The organism is Enterobacter cloacae complex sp. AR_0002 (assembly GCF_001922365.1).
Lineage (GTDB): Bacteria > Pseudomonadota > Gammaproteobacteria > Enterobacterales > Enterobacteriaceae > Enterobacter > Enterobacter hormaechei_C.
The window spans coordinates 3,249,449-3,268,455 of sequence record NZ_CP018814.1 but is presented as its reverse complement, the minus strand read 5'-3'; the positions used below and the strand labels follow the sequence as shown (position 1 = coordinate 3,268,455).

The window sequence follows — 19,007 nt, the reverse complement described above, 5'->3', positions numbered from 1 at the left end:
GTGTTAACACGCTGGAAAACGCCAGCTAAATGACGGCAGTGTGCCGAAAAAGGCAGCGAGTATAACGCAAATCCCCACTTTTGTCGGTGATATTGTTTTATAAAAATAGCGCATAAATGCGCAAGCGATGACACGAACTGTCAGTGAATTAAGAGAAGCGTATGCCCTGAACGGCAGAGATCGTAATCATGCTAAATGTATCGAATATTTTATTACAGCAAATTGCTACGCTGTGCCATTTCGGATAAGGTGAAGGAACAAGCCGTTATTTATCTACCCTCCTCTGACGACATACATCTTTTGGCGTCAGGGAATACCTCTCTTTTTTGGTGGGTAAATAACGATGATATATCCTGATGTTTCCTGAAAATGCGTTTTGTCTATTCACTTTTGGCTTTCTGGCCAGGGGATGTTTTACACGTATTACGAGGGTGGGTTTTAAATTCTCATTATCTTCAGTTAGTTGTATTAAATGAACATGTTTTCCATACGTGATCATATAAGCCTGAAAAGTATAATTAAAACATCGTGGCTTAATAAAAGTAATAAATTTGCGTTAAGGGAAGGCTTTTATCATGCACACACAGACCATATTTGAATTAAGCCAGGAAGCTGAACGTTTGTTACAGCTCGCTCTGAACAATCTTGATTCATTAAAATCTATGCCGATTGCAAAACTGGATAGCACAACCGCTGCCATGAGCGGCGTTAATAACAACGTTTTGCCATTGCATTTTAGCGCACGAGGTGTCGACGCTCAGCAGGCGATGCTGAATAATGAATTACGCAAAATAACCCGCCTCGAAATGGTACTGGCGATTGTGGGTACCATGAAAGCGGGAAAATCGACCACCATTAATGCGATTGTGGGCACGGAAGTGCTGCCGAACCGCAATCGTCCGATGACGGCGCTTCCCACGCTGATCCGCCATACGCCGGGCCAGAAGGAGCCGGTGCTGCATTTTTTGCACGTTTCGCCCATCGATACCCTGATTACCCAGTTGCAGAAAAAACTGTGCGATAAAGATCGCGGCAAGCTGGCGCGGCGTCTGGAAATCGACAAGGACATGAATACGCTGCTGGAGCGCATAGAAAGAGGTGAGGCGTTTGAAAAACATCACCTGGGCGCGGAGCCCATCTTTCATTGTCTGAAAAGCCTGAACGATCTGGTGCGGCTTTCTCAGGCGCTAGGCGTGGAGTTTCCGTTCTCTGAGTATGCCGCGATTGAACATATTCCGGTGATTGAGGTGGAGTTTGTGCATCTCGCCGGTCTGGATGCGCACCTGGGGCAACTGACGCTGCTCGACACGCCGGGGCCGAACGAGGCCGGTCAGCCGCACCTGCAAAAAATGCTCAATGAGCAGTTGGCGCGCGCCTCCGCCGTTCTGGCGGTGATGGACTACACCCAGCTTAAATCCATTTCTGATGCTGAGGTTCGTCAGGCAATTTCGGCTGCCGGGAAATCCGTGCCGCTTTACGCCCTGGTCAACAAATTCGATCAGAAAGATCGTAATAGCGACGATGAAGAGCAGGTGCGGGCGATGATTTCCGGCACGCTGATGAAAGGGAATATTTCTCCGGGGCAAATTTATCCGGTCTCTTCCATGTGGGCCTATCTGGCAAACCGCGCCCGCTATGAGATGAACGTCCATGGGCGCCTTCCCGATCATCAGGATCAGCGTTGGGTACAGGATTTTGCCGAGGCCGCGCTGGGCCGCCGCTGGCGAACGGCCGACCTGGACGATATTGACCATATTCGCCATGCGGCGGATCTGCTGTGGGAGGATTCGCTGTTCGAACAGCCCATCCGCAAACTGATTTACGCGGCTTACGCCAACGCCTCACTGTTCGCTTTACGGTCGGCATCGCATAAGCTGCTGAACTATGCGCAAAATGCCAGAGAATACCTGGACTTTCGCCATCAGGGACTGACGGTCGCTTTTGATGAGCTGGAGCTGAATATTGCGCGCCTGGAAGAGGATATGACGATGCTGCGTCAGCGGCAGAGCGTGGTGAGCGATGAGGTCCAGCATGAAGTTGAAGAGGCGCTCAACGCAACGGATGCTTTTCTGCTTCGCCAGAAAGATGAACTTCACCAGGCGCTGGGCGACATTTTTAGCCGCCCGTCTATTCTTGACTTAGCAGGCCGCGAGCCATCCAGTTTGCGTGAAGACGACGCGGATGCGATCCAGCAGCTGGTGCTTGACGATGAAGGGCAGGCGCAGATTGTCCTGAGCAAGATCCGATCGTCATGCGAGCAGATTATGCTGAATGCGCAGAGCAGAATTGGCCGGGAGCTGGCGTTACGCTTCGATCAGCTGGAGTCTACGCTCGCCCGATCGTTGAATGAGGCGATGCGACCCATCGAGACGCGAATTAAGGAACAGCTCAGTCATGCCGGATTTCGGGCGCGGATTAGCTTCCCGGCGTTTCAGGCAAACCAGCTTAATTTCAATACGCGCGGGTTATTTAATGATGCCATTGTGCAGGACACCCCTCCCGCCAGTCAGCCAGCAGGGGCAGGCAGCGTACGTAATACCGTCTCGCGCTGGCTCAATAATCCCGGCTGGGGCTGGGAGGAGTATGTCGTGACGCGCACACGCTATGTCATCGACATCGCTCAGCTTCATGGCAAATTTACGCAACATACCGATCAGTTTTGCGATCAAATTCGTAAAGCTTTGGCCGCGCAGGTCGATGTCTCTGTTACGGCAGGTATGGCAACGTTCTTTGCAGAGTTTTCGTTGTGCCTGACCGGGTTACAGGAAAGCTTGCGTGATAGCCTTGCCGTTCGGCAGCAGAATGAGCATTCAACCCGGGCGCTTAGCCAGTTGTTGAAGCAAAGTATGACCACTGCGGCGTGGATTCAGGAAGATACCCGACTGTTACGCGATGATATTCAAACCTTATTCGCGGCAGAGCAACCATGACAACACAGCTACTGGACGGTCCCGGGCGGACGCTGGAGTGTATTCATCCAAAATTTATGGTCGATTTGGTCCAGGGGGCGGATGCTGCACGTCACGCCCTCCTGGGGCCACAGCAACTACAATTTCGTGAGCGTTTGACGCAGGAGATCATTACGCAGACCCGGCTGCGGCCGTGGGCAATGGCGGGAATGCTCAACGAAAATGCAGCACTGCGGCTGGGTCTGGCGGAGAAACTTGCCGGTATGCTCGACCCCGGACACCTTGCGCTGACCCGTATGTCCGACAGGCTGGTAGCCCTGCGCCAGCAGGTGAATCCACGCCTCCCTCAACCTCCCGGATTGTTGCAACAGTACGAGGAGCTCTCCGCACATTTCAACCAGCGTGCCGCCTATAAAGAGAAAGCGCTCGCGCAGCGAGGCCTTACGGTTCAGGCGGGTGAGCACAGCGAGCAAATTTTTACCCGCTGGCGAGCCGGGCAGTATGACGGCTGGTCGCTGGCTGGCCGCTGCTTTATCGTGCTGGAAGAGTTGCGCTGGGGGGCGTTTGGCGATGCCTGTCGTCTGGCGAATAGTGATGTGGCGGCCATGCTGAAAGATAACCTGCGCAGCATGGCCGCAAATTATCTGGCACAGGAGATTAATGCTTCTCCCACCACCCGGCATTTTTACCATCAGTGGCTGACGACGCCCGCTTCTCCCGGTCTGATTGATTATAAAGATATGCTGGGCTGGCTGGGGGACTGGTGTCAGGCGGAAAAACATCCGGTGAGCTGGTCAGCGACGCAGAGCTGGCAAACGGTCGCGCTGGGGATGCCAAGACTCTGTTCGGCAAAACGGCTTGTGGATGGCATGGTGGAAGAGATATTTGGTACGTGATTGCCCCCCTCTTTTTAAAGAGGGGGGCGAAAGGGTTAGTGGTGCATTTCTACCGCTTCATGTTCTGTCCGGGACTCAGGCACATGCCCAAAGCGTCTGGCGTACAGTGCCGTGATGATAGGGACCAGAATTGCCGTCACAATCACGCTGGCGGCAACCAGAGCCGTGGCGGAAGCGGCTACGGGTTCAAAGGCCGGGTTAATCTGGGCGATAATCACCGGGTTGGCTACCGCAGCGCCTGCGGCCGAAGAGGCGGCCACACCCGCGGTTCCGTTGCCGCCCCCGATGACGCGGTCTGCAATAATCAGCGGAATACCCGTGATGACGATGACGGCAACACCCAGCACAATACCCAGCAGGCCGGTTTCCAGAATTACGTTCAGGTTGATGGTATTGCCCAACGCGAAGCCGAAGAACGGGATCAGTACCGGGGTGGCTTTGCTGAAGAAATCGCGCAGATCGTGATCGAGGTTACCCAGCGCAAAACCAATCAGGAACGGCAGGATCGCCCCGACAAAATGGTGTAGTTCAAAGGAGGCAAGGCCAGCAGAACCCAGAATCAACATCGTCATCAGTGGACCCGACTCCAGGGACATCAGCACGAACGCGCCCGATTCTTCTTTGGTGCCATATTGATTCATCAGGCTGGCATAGAGACCGCCGTTGGTCATATCCATTGCTGAGACAATGGCCAGAACGGATAATCCGGCGAAGAAGCCAGTCTGAATTCCATTCTCCGGAATGAACATCGCACAGATCATGGCAACAACCCAGGCGACCGCAATTTTAGTAATGACCAACGTCCCTGATTTACGTAATACCGTACCTGTTGCACGCAAGTTAATAGATGCGCCGATGCAAAAGAACCAGACTGCCAGAATCGGTACCGTTCCGGTGATCATACCTTTTGTAAAACCGCCAAAATAAGCACCGGTATTCGGGGCCAGCGTATTTAATATCGCGCCAAGTACCAGCGGGACCAGCATCATCCCGCCCGGGATGCGTTCTATAGTTGCTTTAATCTTCATCATTAACCCTCACATCTCGCCCGCGTGGCTGGCGGAAATCTCAAAAAATAGATCAACAAATTCAAATGATTGCCTTTTTAGAGGCCAATCGATTCGTTACTTATGCTGTAAAGTGAAATTAAGGCGTTCAGTATTCCTTCATTTGAAAGCCGCTGAGATATCGTGTTCGGATTTATCATGCGATCTTTGGAATTGCGATTCAATGAAAACGAAACGCTGTTTTAGTTATCTCCGTCACATATTGAATGGAAACAGGATTGCCCACGATTAATAATTAAATTTTGTGTAAATTCGCTGTGAAGAAATGTGATTGTATTTTGTTTGGGAATGAATAATAACGGGCGTTAAGATCTGTTTGATAAGGGGGTTGAGAATGACCTTACTTATCGTGAATTGACAAAAGCTGAAGGCATCTTACGAACAGGAAAAATATATGTGAAGTTGATCACATATATAAACGCTGGTAGGGTAAAAAGGTCTTTAACTGCCCAGACAGGCGTCAACAGGTTCGGTTGTATTGAGGTAAAACGTCAATGTAAGTAAACCTGCTACGCTTGAATAAGGAGATTCGCATGGAGCGGATCTCTGGTTCACAGCTTGCAAAATGCGCTGTGAAACGGACGGGGCTGAGTCTACGAGGAAAGCTATGCTTAGAAGGAAAAAAGTAAAACCCATCACGCTGCGCGATGTCACCATTATTGATGACGCGAAACTGCGCAAAGCGATTACAGCGGCCTCGCTCGGTAATGCGATGGAGTGGTTCGATTTTGGTGTTTACGGCTTTGTGGCCTATGCACTTGGTAAAGTGTTCTTCCCCGGTGCCGATCCCAGCTTGCAGATGATTGCCGCGCTGGGTACGTTCTCCGTTCCCTTCCTGATTCGCCCTCTTGGTGGTCTTTTCTTCGGCATGCTGGGTGATAAATATGGTCGCCAGAAAATCCTGGCTATTACTATTGTCATCATGTCGATAAGTACATTCTGTATCGGCCTTATTCCGTCCTATGCGACCATTGGTATATGGGCGCCGATTCTGCTGTTGATCTGTAAGATGGCGCAGGGCTTCTCCGTTGGCGGCGAATATACCGGTGCATCGATTTTTGTCGCCGAGTATTCTCCGGACCGTAAACGCGGCTTTATGGGCAGCTGGCTGGACTTTGGTTCGATTGCCGGATTCGTCATGGGCGCGGGGGTTGTGGTTCTGATTTCAACCGTAGTGGGTGAAGAGAACTTCCTTGACTGGGGCTGGCGTATTCCGTTCTTCCTGGCGCTGCCGCTGGGCATCATTGGGCTTTACCTGCGTCACGCCCTGGAAGAGACGCCTGCGTTCCAGCAGCACGTTGAAAAGCTGGAGCAGGGTGACCGTGAAGGGTTACAGGATGGCCCGAAAGTGTCGTTCAAGGAGATTGCGACCAAACACTGGCGCAGCCTGCTGACCTGTATTGGTCTGGTGATTTCCACCAACGTCACCTATTACATGCTGCTGACCTACATGCCGAGCTACCTGTCGCATAACCTGCACTACTCGGAAGACCACGGTGTGCTGATTATTATCGCCATCATGGTAGGTATGCTGTTTGTGCAGCCGATTATGGGTCTGTTGAGCGACCGCTTTGGCCGTAAGCCATTCATTATTCTCGGCAGCGTCGCCTTGTTCGCACTGGCAATTCCGGCCTTTATTCTGATTAACAGCAATGTGCTGGGGCTGATTTTCGCCGGTCTGCTGATGCTGGCGGTGATCCTCAACTGCTTCATCGGGGTGATGGCTTCTACGCTGCCGGCAATGTTCCCGACGCATATTCGCTACAGTGCGCTGGCGGCAGCCTTTAATATCTCCGTTCTGATTGCGGGCCTGACGCCGACACTTGCTGCTTCACTGGTGGAGAGCACGCAGAACCTGATGATGCCTGCTTACTATCTGATGGTCATTGCGGTGGTCGGCCTGATTACCGGTATTACCATGAAGGAGACGGCGAATCGTCCCCTGAAAGGGGCAACGCCTGCGGCGTCTGATATTCAGGAAGCGAAAGAGATCCTGCGTGAGCACTACGATAATGTAGAGCAGAAGATTGAAGATATTGACGCAGAGATCGAGGCGCTCCAGAAAAAACGTTCTCGCCTGGTTGACCAGCATCCGAGAATTAACGAGTGATAAAAAACCCGCCGCTGGCGGGTTTTCTTTTATTAGCATCCTGCGGCGATGTAGTCGCCGCCAGCGCTGACGGGGATCACCGTCAGGAACAGGACCGTCGCGAACAGTATCAGAACAACCCCTCCGGCAATTTTGACCATCGGCATTATCCAGTTCAGGGACGTGCCGCCACCAAACCAGGCTACTGTGCGTTCACGTGCGTAACGTACTGCCAGCGACAGCCCCATAATCGACAGCGCCGTGCCCAGCGACATTGTCATCACAGCAGCAATCCCCCAGCTAATAATGCCGAGCGCATTCGAGAACATCAGGATCATAATTGCCCCGCTGCACGGGCGTGCGCCTATGGCCAGCACCACGCCCAGACGGGTTTTCCAGTCGCTTTTAGCCAGATCCACCCCTACGCCGTGATGGCCGCAGCCACAATGTTCATTATGCTGGTGAAGCGGCTTGATGGCGCTAATCGCCATTTTGCGCGGACGCAGGCTGCTGAGCGCCTGATAAATGATAAATGCACCGAAGGCGGCAATCAGTAGGGCGCTGATTTTCTCGACGTACCAACGGCTGGTGCTGATATCCCCTGACGCGAGGTTCAATCCAACCGCCAGGATAAAGACAAAGGCGATTGCGCTGACGCCCTGCATCAGGCTACCGATAAACGGTACGACGCGCGCCGCGAGCTGGCTCTCTTTATTGGTGGTGAGATACGTGGTGACGATGAATTTGCCGTGTCCCGGTCCAACGGCATGGAGTACACCATAAAGAAACGCACCGGTTAACAACCACAGCCCACCGCTGTACTGATGATTATTAAGTTGCAGCAAATACATCACCAGATAACGGTGCAGGGTGATCTGGGTGGCGAGGCACCACTGAATAAAAGCATTCCAGTGCTCATGCAGTGCAAAACCTGCCATAAGTAACACCAGCACGGCGAGCCCGGCAGTTGGGAGACGCCAGTCACGTTGAAGTCGTTGTGTCGTCATGAGGTTGACCCGCGAGAGAAATATTTGCCGCTAGTATAGTGTTCAAATCGCTGGATCACACCGGGATCGTCAATGGATTGTGGATAAGTCTGTGCGTAAAAAGGTATAAGGCGGGGTTTTGCTGGGGAATACAGCAATCAGTCATTTTTTTGCAACTTTTCTGTTGCGGTCGCTCGGGAACTCCCTATAATGCGCCTCCATCGACACGGCGGATGTGAATCACTTCACAAACAACCCGGTCGGTTGAAGAGAAAAAATCCTGAAAATCAGGGTTGACTCTGAAAGAGGAAAGCGTAATATATGCCACCTCGCGACAGAGCGCTGAAGCGCGTCGCAACTGCTCTTTAACAATTTATCAGACAATCTGTGTGGGCACTCAAAGTGACATGGATTCTTAACGTCCTCGGACGCTAAATGAATACCAAGTCTCAACGAGTGAACACGTAATTCATTACGAAGTTTAATTCATTGAGCATCAAACTTTTAAATTGAAGAGTTTGATCATGGCTCAGATTGAACGCTGGCGGCAGGCCTAACACATGCAAGTCGAACGGTAACAGGAAGCAGCTTGCTGCTTCGCTGACGAGTGGCGGACGGGTGAGTAATGTCTGGGAAACTGCCTGATGGAGGGGGATAACTACTGGAAACGGTAGCTAATACCGCATAACGTCGCAAGACCAAAGAGGGGGACCTTCGGGCCTCTTGCCATCGGATGTGCCCAGATGGGATTAGCTAGTAGGTGGGGTAACGGCTCACCTAGGCGACGATCCCTAGCTGGTCTGAGAGGATGACCAGCCACACTGGAACTGAGACACGGTCCAGACTCCTACGGGAGGCAGCAGTGGGGAATATTGCACAATGGGCGCAAGCCTGATGCAGCCATGCCGCGTGTATGAAGAAGGCCTTCGGGTTGTAAAGTACTTTCAGCGGGGAGGAAGGCGATAAGGTTAATAACCTTGTCGATTGACGTTACCCGCAGAAGAAGCACCGGCTAACTCCGTGCCAGCAGCCGCGGTAATACGGAGGGTGCAAGCGTTAATCGGAATTACTGGGCGTAAAGCGCACGCAGGCGGTCTGTCAAGTCGGATGTGAAATCCCCGGGCTCAACCTGGGAACTGCATTCGAAACTGGCAGGCTAGAGTCTTGTAGAGGGGGGTAGAATTCCAGGTGTAGCGGTGAAATGCGTAGAGATCTGGAGGAATACCGGTGGCGAAGGCGGCCCCCTGGACAAAGACTGACGCTCAGGTGCGAAAGCGTGGGGAGCAAACAGGATTAGATACCCTGGTAGTCCACGCCGTAAACGATGTCGACTTGGAGGTTGTGCCCTTGAGGCGTGGCTTCCGGAGCTAACGCGTTAAGTCGACCGCCTGGGGAGTACGGCCGCAAGGTTAAAACTCAAATGAATTGACGGGGGCCCGCACAAGCGGTGGAGCATGTGGTTTAATTCGATGCAACGCGAAGAACCTTACCTACTCTTGACATCCAGAGAACTTAGCAGAGATGCTTTGGTGCCTTCGGGAACTCTGAGACAGGTGCTGCATGGCTGTCGTCAGCTCGTGTTGTGAAATGTTGGGTTAAGTCCCGCAACGAGCGCAACCCTTATCCTTTGTTGCCAGCGGTTAGGCCGGGAACTCAAAGGAGACTGCCAGTGATAAACTGGAGGAAGGTGGGGATGACGTCAAGTCATCATGGCCCTTACGAGTAGGGCTACACACGTGCTACAATGGCGCATACAAAGAGAAGCGACCTCGCGAGAGCAAGCGGACCTCATAAAGTGCGTCGTAGTCCGGATTGGAGTCTGCAACTCGACTCCATGAAGTCGGAATCGCTAGTAATCGTGGATCAGAATGCCACGGTGAATACGTTCCCGGGCCTTGTACACACCGCCCGTCACACCATGGGAGTGGGTTGCAAAAGAAGTAGGTAGCTTAACCTTCGGGAGGGCGCTTACCACTTTGTGATTCATGACTGGGGTGAAGTCGTAACAAGGTAACCGTAGGGGAACCTGCGGTTGGATCACCTCCTTACCTTAAAGAACCTGCCTTTGTAGTGCTCACACAGATTGTCTGATGAAAAGTAAATAGCAAGGCGTCTTGCGATTGAGACTGTACGTCCCCTTCGTCTAGAGGCCCAGGACACCGCCCTTTCACGGCGGTAACAGGGGTTCGAATCCCCTAGGGGACGCCACTTGCTGGTTCGTGAGTGAAAGTCACCTGCCGTCATATCTCAAAACTGACTTGCGAGTCACGTTTGAGATATTTGCTCTTTAAAAATCTGGATCAAGCTGAAAATTGAAACGACACACAGCTCATGTGTGTTCGAGTCTCTCAAATTTTCGCAATCAGAAGTGAAACATCTTCGGGTTGTGAGGTTAAGCGACTAAGCGTACACGGTGGATGCCCTGGCAGTCAGAGGCGATGAAGGACGTGCTAATCTGCGAAAAGCGCCGGCGAGGTGATATGAACCCTTGACCCGGCGATGTCCGAATGGGGAAACCCAGTGTGTTCCGACACACTATCGTTAACTGAATACATAGGTTAACGAGGCGAACCGGGGGAACTGAAACATCTAAGTACCCCGAGGAAAAGAAATCAACCGAGATTCCCCCAGTAGCGGCGAGCGAACGGGGAGCAGCCCGGAGTCTGAATCAGCTTGTGTGTTAGTGGAACGGTCTGGAAAGTCCGACGGTACAGGGTGATAGTCCCGTACACGAAAATGCACATGCTGTGAACTCGAAGAGTAGGGCGGGACACGTGGTATCCTGTCTGAATATGGGGGGACCATCCTCCAAGGCTAAATACTCCTGACTGACCGATAGTGAACCAGTACCGTGAGGGAAAGGCGAAAAGAACCCCGGCGAGGGGAGTGAAAAAGAACCTGAAACCGTGTACGTACAAGCAGTGGGAGCACCTTCGGGTGTGACTGCGTACCTTTTGTATAATGGGTCAGCGACTTATATTCTGTAGCAAGGTTAACCGTATAGGGGAGCCGAAGGGAAACCGAGTCTTAACTGGGCGTTAAGTTGCAGGGTATAGACCCGAAACCCGGTGATCTAGCCATGGGCAGGTTGAAGGTTGGGTAACACTAACTGGAGGACCGAACCGACTAATGTTGAAAAATTAGCGGATGACCTGTGGCTGGGGGTGAAAGGCCAATCAAACCGGGAGATAGCTGGTTCTCCCCGAAAGCTATTTAGGTAGCGCCTCGTGAACTCATCTTCGGGGGTAGAGCACTGTTTCGGCTAGGGGGCCATCCCGGCTTACCAACCCGATGCAAACTACGAATACCGAAGAATGTTATCACGGGAGACACACGGCGGGTGCTAACGTCCGTCGTGAAGAGGGAAACAACCCAGACCGCCAGCTAAGGTCCCAAAGTCATGGTTAAGTGGGAAACGATGTGGGAAGGCACAGACAGCCAGGATGTTGGCTTAGAAGCAGCCATCATTTAAAGAAAGCGTAATAGCTCACTGGTCGAGTCGGCCTGCGCGGAAGATGTAACGGGGCTAAACCATGCACCGAAGCTGCGGCAGCGACGCTTATGCGTTGTTGGGTAGGGGAGCGTTCTGTAAGCCGTTGAAGGTGTGCTGTGAGGCATGCTGGAGGTATCAGAAGTGCGAATGCTGACATAAGTAACGATAAAGCGGGTGAAAAGCCCGCTCGCCGGAAGACCAAGGGTTCCTGTCCAACGTTAATCGGGGCAGGGTGAGTCGACCCCTAAGGCGAGGCCGAAAGGCGTAGTCGATGGGAAACAGGTTAATATTCCTGTACTTGGTGTTACTGCGAAGGGGGGACGGAGAAGGCTATGTCAGCCGGGCGACGGTTGTCCCGGTTTAAGCATGTAGGCGGAGGTTCCAGGTAAATCCGGTACCTTATTAACGCTGAGGTGTGATGACGAGGCACTACGGTGCTGAAGTGATAAATGCCCTGCTTCCAGGAAAAGCCTCTAAGCATCAGGTAACACGAAATCGTACCCCAAACCGACACAGGTGGTCAGGTAGAGAATACCAAGGCGCTTGAGAGAACTCGGGTGAAGGAACTAGGCAAAATGGTGCCGTAACTTCGGGAGAAGGCACGCTGATATGTAGGTGAAGCCCCTGCGGGCGGAGCTGAAATCAGTCGAAGATACCAGCTGGCTGCAACTGTTTATTAAAAACACAGCACTGTGCAAACACGAAAGTGGACGTATACGGTGTGACGCCTGCCCGGTGCCGGAAGGTTAATTGATGGGGTTAGCGGCAACGCGAAGCTCTTGATCGAAGCCCCGGTAAACGGCGGCCGTAACTATAACGGTCCTAAGGTAGCGAAATTCCTTGTCGGGTAAGTTCCGACCTGCACGAATGGCGTAATGATGGCCAGGCTGTCTCCACCCGAGACTCAGTGAAATTGAACTCGCTGTGAAGATGCAGTGTACCCGCGGCAAGACGGAAAGACCCCGTGAACCTTTACTATAGCTTGACACTGAACACTGGTCCTTGATGTGTAGGATAGGTGGGAGGCTTTGAAGCGTGGACGCCAGTCTGCGTGGAGCCGCCCTTGAAATACCACCCTTTAATGGCTGGTGTTCTAACGTAGACCCGTGATCCGGGTTGCGGACAGTGTCTGGTGGGTAGTTTGACTGGGGCGGTCTCCTCCCAAAGAGTAACGGAGGAGCACGAAGGTTGGCTAATCCTGGTCGGACATCAGGAGGTTAGTGCAATGGCATAAGCCAGCTTGACTGCGAGCGTGACGGCGCGAGCAGGTGCGAAAGCAGGTCATAGTGATCCGGTGGTTCTGAATGGAAGGGCCATCGCTCAACGGATAAAAGGTACTCCGGGGATAACAGGCTGATACCGCCCAAGAGTTCATATCGACGGCGGTGTTTGGCACCTCGATGTCGGCTCATCACATCCTGGGGCTGAAGTAGGTCCCAAGGGTATGGCTGTTCGCCATTTAAAGTGGTACGCGAGCTGGGTTTAGAACGTCGTGAGACAGTTCGGTCCCTATCTGCCGTGGGCGCTGGAGAATTGAGGGGGGCTGCTCCTAGTACGAGAGGACCGGAGTGGACGCATCACTGGTGTTCGGGTTGTCATGCCAATGGCACTGCCCGGTAGCTAAATGCGGAAGAGATAAGTGCTGAAAGCATCTAAGCACGAAACTTGCCCCGAGATGAGTTCTCCCTGAGACCTTGAGTCTCCTGAAGGAACGTTGAAGACGACGACGTTGATAGGTCGGGTGTGTAAGCGCAGCGATGCGTTGAGCTAACCGATACTAATGAACCGTGAGGCTTAACCTTACAACGCCGAAGATGTTTTGGCGAACGAGAGACAGACACGATTTTCAGCCTGATACAGATTAACAGAATTTGCCTGGCGGCTTTAGCGCGGTGGTCCCACCTGACCCCATGCCGAACTCAGAAGTGAAACGCCGTAGCGCCGATGGTAGTGTGGGGTCTCCCCATGTGAGAGTAGGGAACTGCCAGGCATCAAACAAGTGAAGAGGCCATCCGCAAGGATGGCCTTTTTGCGTTTGTTTGCTGAAAAACGGCAGGCCGTAAGGCGAAGCCGCCATCCGGCAACTCAGAGCGCACTATCCACATTCAAACGACGCAATTGCCGCTGATGGAAACGCCCAAGGATCAGCACCGTCGTTAACGCACCAAGCAGCGCGCAAAACATATCAGACTGGGTATCCCATGGATCGCCCTGCGTCCCCAGAAAATCATCCGCACCCTGTCCCATCGCCAAAGCAGCCCACCACTCAATGAGTTCATAGGTGGCGCTAATGGCCAGAGCAACACAGCACACCAGAAACCCCGTCATCTTATGTCCACGAACATACCCACCGCGCAGCAGAATTTCTCGCGCTGCCAGTGCGGGAACCAGCCCCTGGAAGAAGTGACCGAGCTTGTCATACGGATTTCGGCTAAGCCCGAGCATCTCCTGAACCTCAAAACCAACCGGAACCTTTGCGTAGGTGTACATTCCACCAACCATCAGAATGATGGCGTGGAAGAAAACCAGAGTATAGAGAAGGGGAGTCAAAGGGTATCGCCGGTGTGTGGCAAGCAGAAGTGGGATGATGATAATGACGGGCGTCACCTCCATCAACCAGGTGACGCGATCGCTCGTGAACAGGCCGGTATAAAACAGGATCATCAGCAGGAGCAGTGACCCGGCTTTTAAAGCAGATAAGGTCATATCATTTTCATTGTCAGGAAAAAAAAATCACTATTACCTGACAGAAGGGAAAATTCAATGCGTAGCGGGGACAGAAAAGCAAAAACCCAGCCATAGGCTGGGTTCTTTAAATAGTGGTGCCCGGACTCGGAATCGAACCAAGGACACGGGGATTTTCAATCCCTGAGTCAAAGTTAATAGTTTGTAAACAGGCGTATTTGCATACTGTAAAGAGTGTGCAAAATGAAAATACTTCCCGTTATCTCTCCCAAAGGTGGAGAAGGCAAATCCACGTTTGCTGCTTACCTTGCCGGTTTTCTTGCCGATGCCGGCCTGAACACCCTTCTTGTGGATGCAGACTATTCCCAGCCCACAGCCAGCAGTATCTTCGCGCTGGAGCATGAATCCCCTTTCGGTCTCTATGAATTGCTGATGCAGATGGTCAGTGACCATACGCAATGCATTTCGCAGACCGCCATAAAAAATCTCGATGTCATCTACTCTAACGACCCGGACGAACTGTTGCCGACCGCGATGCTCCACGCTGCAGACGGCCGTCTGCGCCTGCGTAACATACTTCAGCATTCTTTCTTTAACCGTTATGACGTCATTATTGTGGATTCGAAAGGCGCAACAGGCGTCATGACCGAGCTTTCCCTCCTTTCCTCTACCGGTAATGTGATGGGCGTTGTTAAACCCATCCTTCCGGATGTCCGTGAATTTATCCGCGGCTCCCTTCATATGCTTACCCGCCTGAAAACCTATGAAAATTACGGTATTCGCCTTCCTGATATTTCCATTCTCGTCAACTGTATCGAAAACACTCTGCTTGACCGTGAAGCAATGGACGGTCTTGCCGCCATCATTAACGAAAAACATTACGACGCCTCTGCGCTGGGCAACCGTGACGTTTATCGTTTACTCGATACCCGTATCGAGGCGCTGGATATTTTCAAACTGGGGCACGTCAAGCAGCAGCCCGTGCATCGTCTGGAATACAAAACACGCCGCAAAGGTCCGGCCGCAGCCGTCACCATGCACGACCTCGCGTCTGAACTGTTCCCCGAGTGGCAGAGCCATTTCAGTGACGTTCTGACCCGGGAGGTGCGTCATGTCTGAGATGATGATGCCCTGCTCTTATGAGGCTGAGCAGGCCGTACTGGGCGGACTGATGCTTGATAACGACCGGTGGGATGAGGTGATACTGCAAATCTCCCCGGAAGATTTGTTTTCTCGGCCGCACCGTATGGTCTTTCGCGTGATGGCTGAGCTGGCCGGAGAAGGGCTACCGCTCGATCTCATCACTATTACGGAACGGCTGGAGAACAGAGGCGACCTTGAACAGTGTGGCGGCTTTGCTTATCTGGCTGAAATGAGTAAAAACACGCCGTCTGCAGCCAATATCCTGGCTTACGCCGGGGTGGTGGCGGAGAAAAGCCGCCTGCGGCAGCTGATGACTGTGGGTAACAGTCTTCTTTCCGATGTGCAGGCCCCGAAAGCCAGCTCGGCGGGCATTCTTGAGTCGGCCGAAGGTAAGTTGTTTAACATTGCCGAACAGGGAGCCATGCAGCTCAACAGTGAGACCGGCGTTAACGAGGCGCTGGATAAACTGCTGACGCAGCTGGAAAGCATGTCCGCCAGTGACGGCCTCACCGGGACACCGACAGGGTTCAGTGAACTGGACGCGATGACCTGTGGTCTCCAGCCCGGCGATCTGGCCCTGCTGGCCGCCCGTCCTTCTATGGGGAAAACGTCGCTGGCCATGGCCGCCTGCACAGCGGCCGTGAGCGCAAAACCTGACGATAACGTCTTTGTGTTCAGTCTTGAAATGCCCTCAGAGCAGCTGATGATGCGCCTGCTGGCGATGGAAGGCCGGGTGGAACTGTCCCGGCTTCGCAGCGGCAACATGGATGATGAAGACTGGGCTCGCGTGTCCGAGGCAACCGGTCGCATTATTGAGTGGAAAAACCGTCTGATCATTGATGATACCAGTTACCAGACCCCGGCCACACTGCGCGCCCGCGCCCGACGCTATGTCCGCAAATACGGCAGACCCTCTCTCATCATGCTGGACTATCTGCAGCTTGTCCGCTCCCCCGAGCAGGAAAACCGCACGCAGGAAATAGCGGAAATTTCCCGCTCGCTTAAGGCGCTCGGTAAAGAGCTGGGCTGTCCGGTACTGGCGCTTTCCCAGCTCAACCGCCTGGTGGAGCAGCGGGCCGATAAACGCCCCAATAATGGTGACCTGCGTGACTCCGGTGCGCTGGAGCAGGATGCGGACCTCATCATGTTTATTTACCGGGATGAGGTTTATAACCCCGGCACCCCTGATGCCGGGGTGGCTGAGATCATTGTCGGCAAGCAGCGGCAGGGGCCAACCGGCACGGTAAAAGTCAAATTTGACGGGCGTTACACCCTCTTTTCGGAGTTTCAGGAAGGCAGCTATGACTTCGGTTACCGCAGCGGGAGGAAACAGGCATGAGCCGTAAAAGTTCTAATGTGGGGGCTGCCATGCTGCAGCCCGGACGCCAGTCGCAGGCGGCCGGCAATATCAGCGTCATGCCGGCGGCTGAAATGCCCATGGTCCTGACGCTCGACCAGTTAAGCCCGAATCCTGATAATCCGCGAACATCACGCAATCCGCGTTATGACGATATCAAGGCTTCCATCCGTTCGCGCGGGCTGGACACCGTGCCCAAAGTCACCCGTGACCCGGATGGTGAGCCCGATATGTACATCTTCAGCGACGGGGGTAATACACGTTATCAGATCCTGTCAGAACTGTGGCAGGAAACCGGAGAAGACCGGTTTTTCCGCGTCCATGTGTTGTTCAAGCCGTGGCCGGGACGGCTGCAGTGTGTTATTGGCCATCTGGCAGAGAATGAAGTGCGCGGGGAGCTGAGTTTTATTGAAAAAGCGCAGGGGATCCACAAAGCCCGCTCTATATATGAAGAGCAGATGGGAAAGACGGTTTCGTTGCGTCAGTTGTCAGAGCTACTGACCCATGAAGGTTTGCCAGTCCATTACTCAACAGTCAGCCGTATGGAAGATGCGCTGAAATATCTTTATCCGTGGATCCCAGACCTGCTTGAGTCCGGGCTTGGCAGGCCACAAATAACGTCACTGCTGGCGCTCCGGCATGATGCGGAACGCGTGTGGGATGAATTTTGCCTGATTTCAGACACAGGCGACAAATCCTTCAGCGACGTTTTTGGCCAGTGTTGTGGCCGTTTCAACTCCCCGGAACTGTGGTCTCTGGAGATGTTTCGCGATGAATTTATTGGTGATTTACTGCAGGCGTTACCCCATCCGGAACTGGACTATGACCGCTGGATGATGGAACTCGATCCTAAAGAACGCAACCGCAGACATCATTTTGGCGAGCCGGAGACGGTTGCCTTTCCCGCCGCAAACAAGCCTGTTAATGCTGATCACGCCCTGCATACCACAGGCTCAGATGAGAGTGAAGGCGTCCCGCTACCTGTCTCCAGTTCACGTCCTGAGGTCTCAGGAGGGGCTGTAACGCCCGTTCCGGGTAATGCGTCTTCTCCTTCTGAAACACCGATTAATGAGCCCCCCCGGCATGAGGTTCAGCCAGATATGTACGGTGCCGCGCCGGTTATTTCAGGTGAGAGCGGGGATGTTAGCGGGCTGGTTACCCTCTCCAATGGGTACGGAGAAGAGAATGGCGGAGAAGAGGACAATGGGGAGGATGGCCTGCTTTCTCTTTTAACACCAGAACCTGAAGTTGTCCTGCAGGATGACGCGCCGGTGACTAATGACAGCATCTGGCATGTGCCGGCCCATCAGGACGATATCGAACACCTGCAGAATACCGCTTTTCGTCTGGCATGGGAGCTGGGTGAGGTCCTTGGCTGCGAAGATGAAATTCTTCCTCAACGCGACAAGGACACGTCTGCCGGTTACGTCGGGGCAGGTGAGGTGTGTTCTGAAGCCGCCGCATTTCTGCTGGGCCTGACCGGCGAAGCGCCTGTGCTGCATCCGGCGGCAGGGGTGTGTGGTCTGCCGGAGCTTTTCACCGGCGGCCCGGGTGAGGGGGAAGCACCTGTCCTGACAGATGAAGATGCTCTGAAACTGCTCCGCCTGATGCGCGTTATGCGCCGTCTCCGGGAGCTGCAACGCGGTCTGAAGTACGGGGAGGATAACAGTGATGAATAACTCACAGCGACAGTTGCGACTGCTGAATCTTGTCAGGAAACTGCTGAAGCTGGGCCGCAGCAACAGTAATGCCCATGAGGCAGGACTGGCTCTGCAGCGTGCCCAGAAGCTGATGGCCAGATACGGTATCAGCGAGCTTGACGCCGGCCTTACATCCGTGCGCGAAGCGTCTTCCCGCACGGCCCCTTCGGATGCTGAAAAAGTTCCGGAATGGATGGTGACCCTTGTCCGGGGCGTCTGTCATGCCTTTGGCTGCCAGGCTTATTACTCATGGCGTCAGACCTCTGCCGGGTATCGCCGTTCGGTAACCTTTTACGGATTCAGTGAAAAACCTGAGATAGCAGCCTATGCCTTTGATGTGCTGACGCGCCAGCTGAAAGATGCCACAAATTCTTATCTCAAAACCCAGAGTAAGCGGCTGAAACTGGCCACACGCCGGGCGAGAGCGGAGCAGTTCCGTAACGGCTGGGTATGTGGGGTGCGTGAGGTGATATCGGCAACTGACATCAGCAGCGAGGAGCAGCAGGTGATGAGCCACTGGCTGGAAAGCCGCAGTATGAAAACAGTCACAACCCGTGAACTGAAAGCCTGCCGCGGGGCGGATACAGCACGTTATCAGGGGTATGAAGCCGGACAAAATGCCCGTCTTCATCAGGGTGTCAGCGGCCGGGGTCCGGCAGCCATTGGTTACCGTCAGGATTAA

General features: G+C 53.4%; 10 protein-coding genes, 1 tRNA gene and 3 rRNA genes. 11 read left to right on the top strand and 3 right to left on the bottom strand.

Annotation, left to right across the window (positions count from 1 at the left end):
- Positions 1-575 precede the first annotated feature (575 nt).
- Both crfC and AM329_RS16210 read left to right on the top strand, forming a co-directional pair.
- Positions 576-2,930, top strand: a complete 2,355-nt coding sequence (gene crfC / locus AM329_RS16215) for a clamp-binding protein CrfC (RefSeq protein WP_032608264.1) — start codon at positions 576-578, stop codon at positions 2,928-2,930.
- Positions 2,927-3,805, top strand: coding sequence for a diguanylate cyclase regulator RdcB family protein (locus AM329_RS16210; RefSeq protein ID WP_032608266.1), 879 nt, complete (start codon positions 2,927-2,929; stop codon positions 3,803-3,805). Before crfC ends, AM329_RS16210 begins: the two co-directional genes overlap by 4 nt.
- Positions 3,806-3,840: 35 nt before the next feature.
- Here AM329_RS16210 and kdgT read toward each other — a convergent pair whose 3' ends face one another.
- The gene (kdgT, locus tag AM329_RS16205) at positions 3,841-4,833 is read right to left on the bottom strand and encodes a 2-keto-3-deoxygluconate transporter (RefSeq protein WP_003860201.1); all 993 of its coding nucleotides are present in this window, start codon (positions 4,831-4,833) and stop codon (positions 3,841-3,843) included.
- Positions 4,834-5,479: 646 nt separating this feature from the next.
- On the opposite strand from kdgT, the gene proP reads away from it, so the two are divergent.
- The gene (proP, locus tag AM329_RS16200) at positions 5,480-6,982 is read left to right on the top strand and encodes a glycine betaine/L-proline transporter ProP (protein ID WP_003860199.1); all 1,503 of its coding nucleotides are present in this window, start codon (positions 5,480-5,482) and stop codon (positions 6,980-6,982) included.
- Positions 6,983-7,014: 32 nt separating this feature from the next.
- On the opposite strand, the gene AM329_RS16195 is transcribed toward proP, so the two are convergent.
- Positions 7,015-7,968 carry a nickel/cobalt transporter gene (locus tag AM329_RS16195; protein WP_032608267.1) on the bottom strand — a complete coding sequence of 318 codons (954 nt, stop codon included), beginning with the start codon at positions 7,966-7,968 and terminating at the stop codon, positions 7,015-7,017.
- Positions 7,969-8,453: 485 nt separating this feature from the next.
- On the opposite strand from AM329_RS16195, the gene AM329_RS16185 reads away from it, so the two are divergent.
- The 4 genes from AM329_RS16185 to rrf all read left to right on the top strand — a co-directional run bounded on the left by AM329_RS16185 (position 8,454) and on the right by rrf (position 13,430).
- Positions 8,454-9,995, top strand: a 16S ribosomal RNA gene (locus tag AM329_RS16185).
- An 84-nt stretch (positions 9,996-10,079) separates the two neighbouring features.
- A tRNA-Glu gene (locus tag AM329_RS16180) sits at positions 10,080-10,155 on the top strand.
- 182 nt (positions 10,156-10,337) lie between these two features.
- Positions 10,338-13,242, top strand: a 23S ribosomal RNA gene (locus tag AM329_RS16175).
- Positions 13,243-13,314: 72 nt separating this feature from the next.
- Positions 13,315-13,430, top strand: a 5S ribosomal RNA gene (gene rrf / locus AM329_RS16170).
- Together the 16S, 23S and 5S rRNA genes with 1 tRNA gene alongside form the textbook arrangement of a ribosomal RNA operon.
- Before the next feature lie 95 nt (positions 13,431-13,525).
- On the opposite strand, the gene AM329_RS16165 is transcribed toward rrf, so the two are convergent.
- Positions 13,526-14,146 carry a DUF2238 domain-containing protein gene (locus tag AM329_RS16165; RefSeq protein ID WP_032608268.1) on the bottom strand — a complete coding sequence of 207 codons (621 nt, stop codon included), beginning with the start codon at positions 14,144-14,146 and terminating at the stop codon, positions 13,526-13,528.
- A 222-nt stretch (positions 14,147-14,368) separates the two neighbouring features.
- Here AM329_RS16165 and AM329_RS16160 point away from each other — a divergent pair, with 222 nt between their 5' ends.
- The 4 genes from AM329_RS16160 to AM329_RS16145 are packed head-to-tail and all read left to right on the top strand — an operon-like array spanning position 14,369 to position 19,007.
- Positions 14,369-15,244: a ParA family protein gene (locus AM329_RS16160; RefSeq protein WP_032608269.1), complete on the top strand. Its 876-nt coding sequence runs from the start codon at positions 14,369-14,371 to the stop codon at positions 15,242-15,244.
- The gene (dnaB-PI, locus tag AM329_RS16155) at positions 15,237-16,607 is read left to right on the top strand and encodes an SPI-7-type island replicative DNA helicase (RefSeq protein WP_032608270.1); all 1,371 of its coding nucleotides are present in this window, start codon (positions 15,237-15,239) and stop codon (positions 16,605-16,607) included. Before AM329_RS16160 ends, dnaB-PI begins: the two co-directional genes overlap by 8 nt.
- The gene (locus tag AM329_RS16150) at positions 16,604-18,304 is read left to right on the top strand and encodes a ParB family protein (protein ID WP_032608271.1); all 1,701 of its coding nucleotides are present in this window, start codon (positions 16,604-16,606) and stop codon (positions 18,302-18,304) included. The genes dnaB-PI and AM329_RS16150 overlap by 4 nt, the downstream gene beginning before the upstream one ends.
- On the top strand, positions 18,297-19,007 hold the full coding sequence (locus AM329_RS16145; RefSeq protein WP_032608272.1) for a DUF2786 domain-containing protein: 711 nt from the start codon (positions 18,297-18,299) through the stop codon (positions 19,005-19,007). The genes AM329_RS16150 and AM329_RS16145 overlap by 8 nt, the downstream gene beginning before the upstream one ends.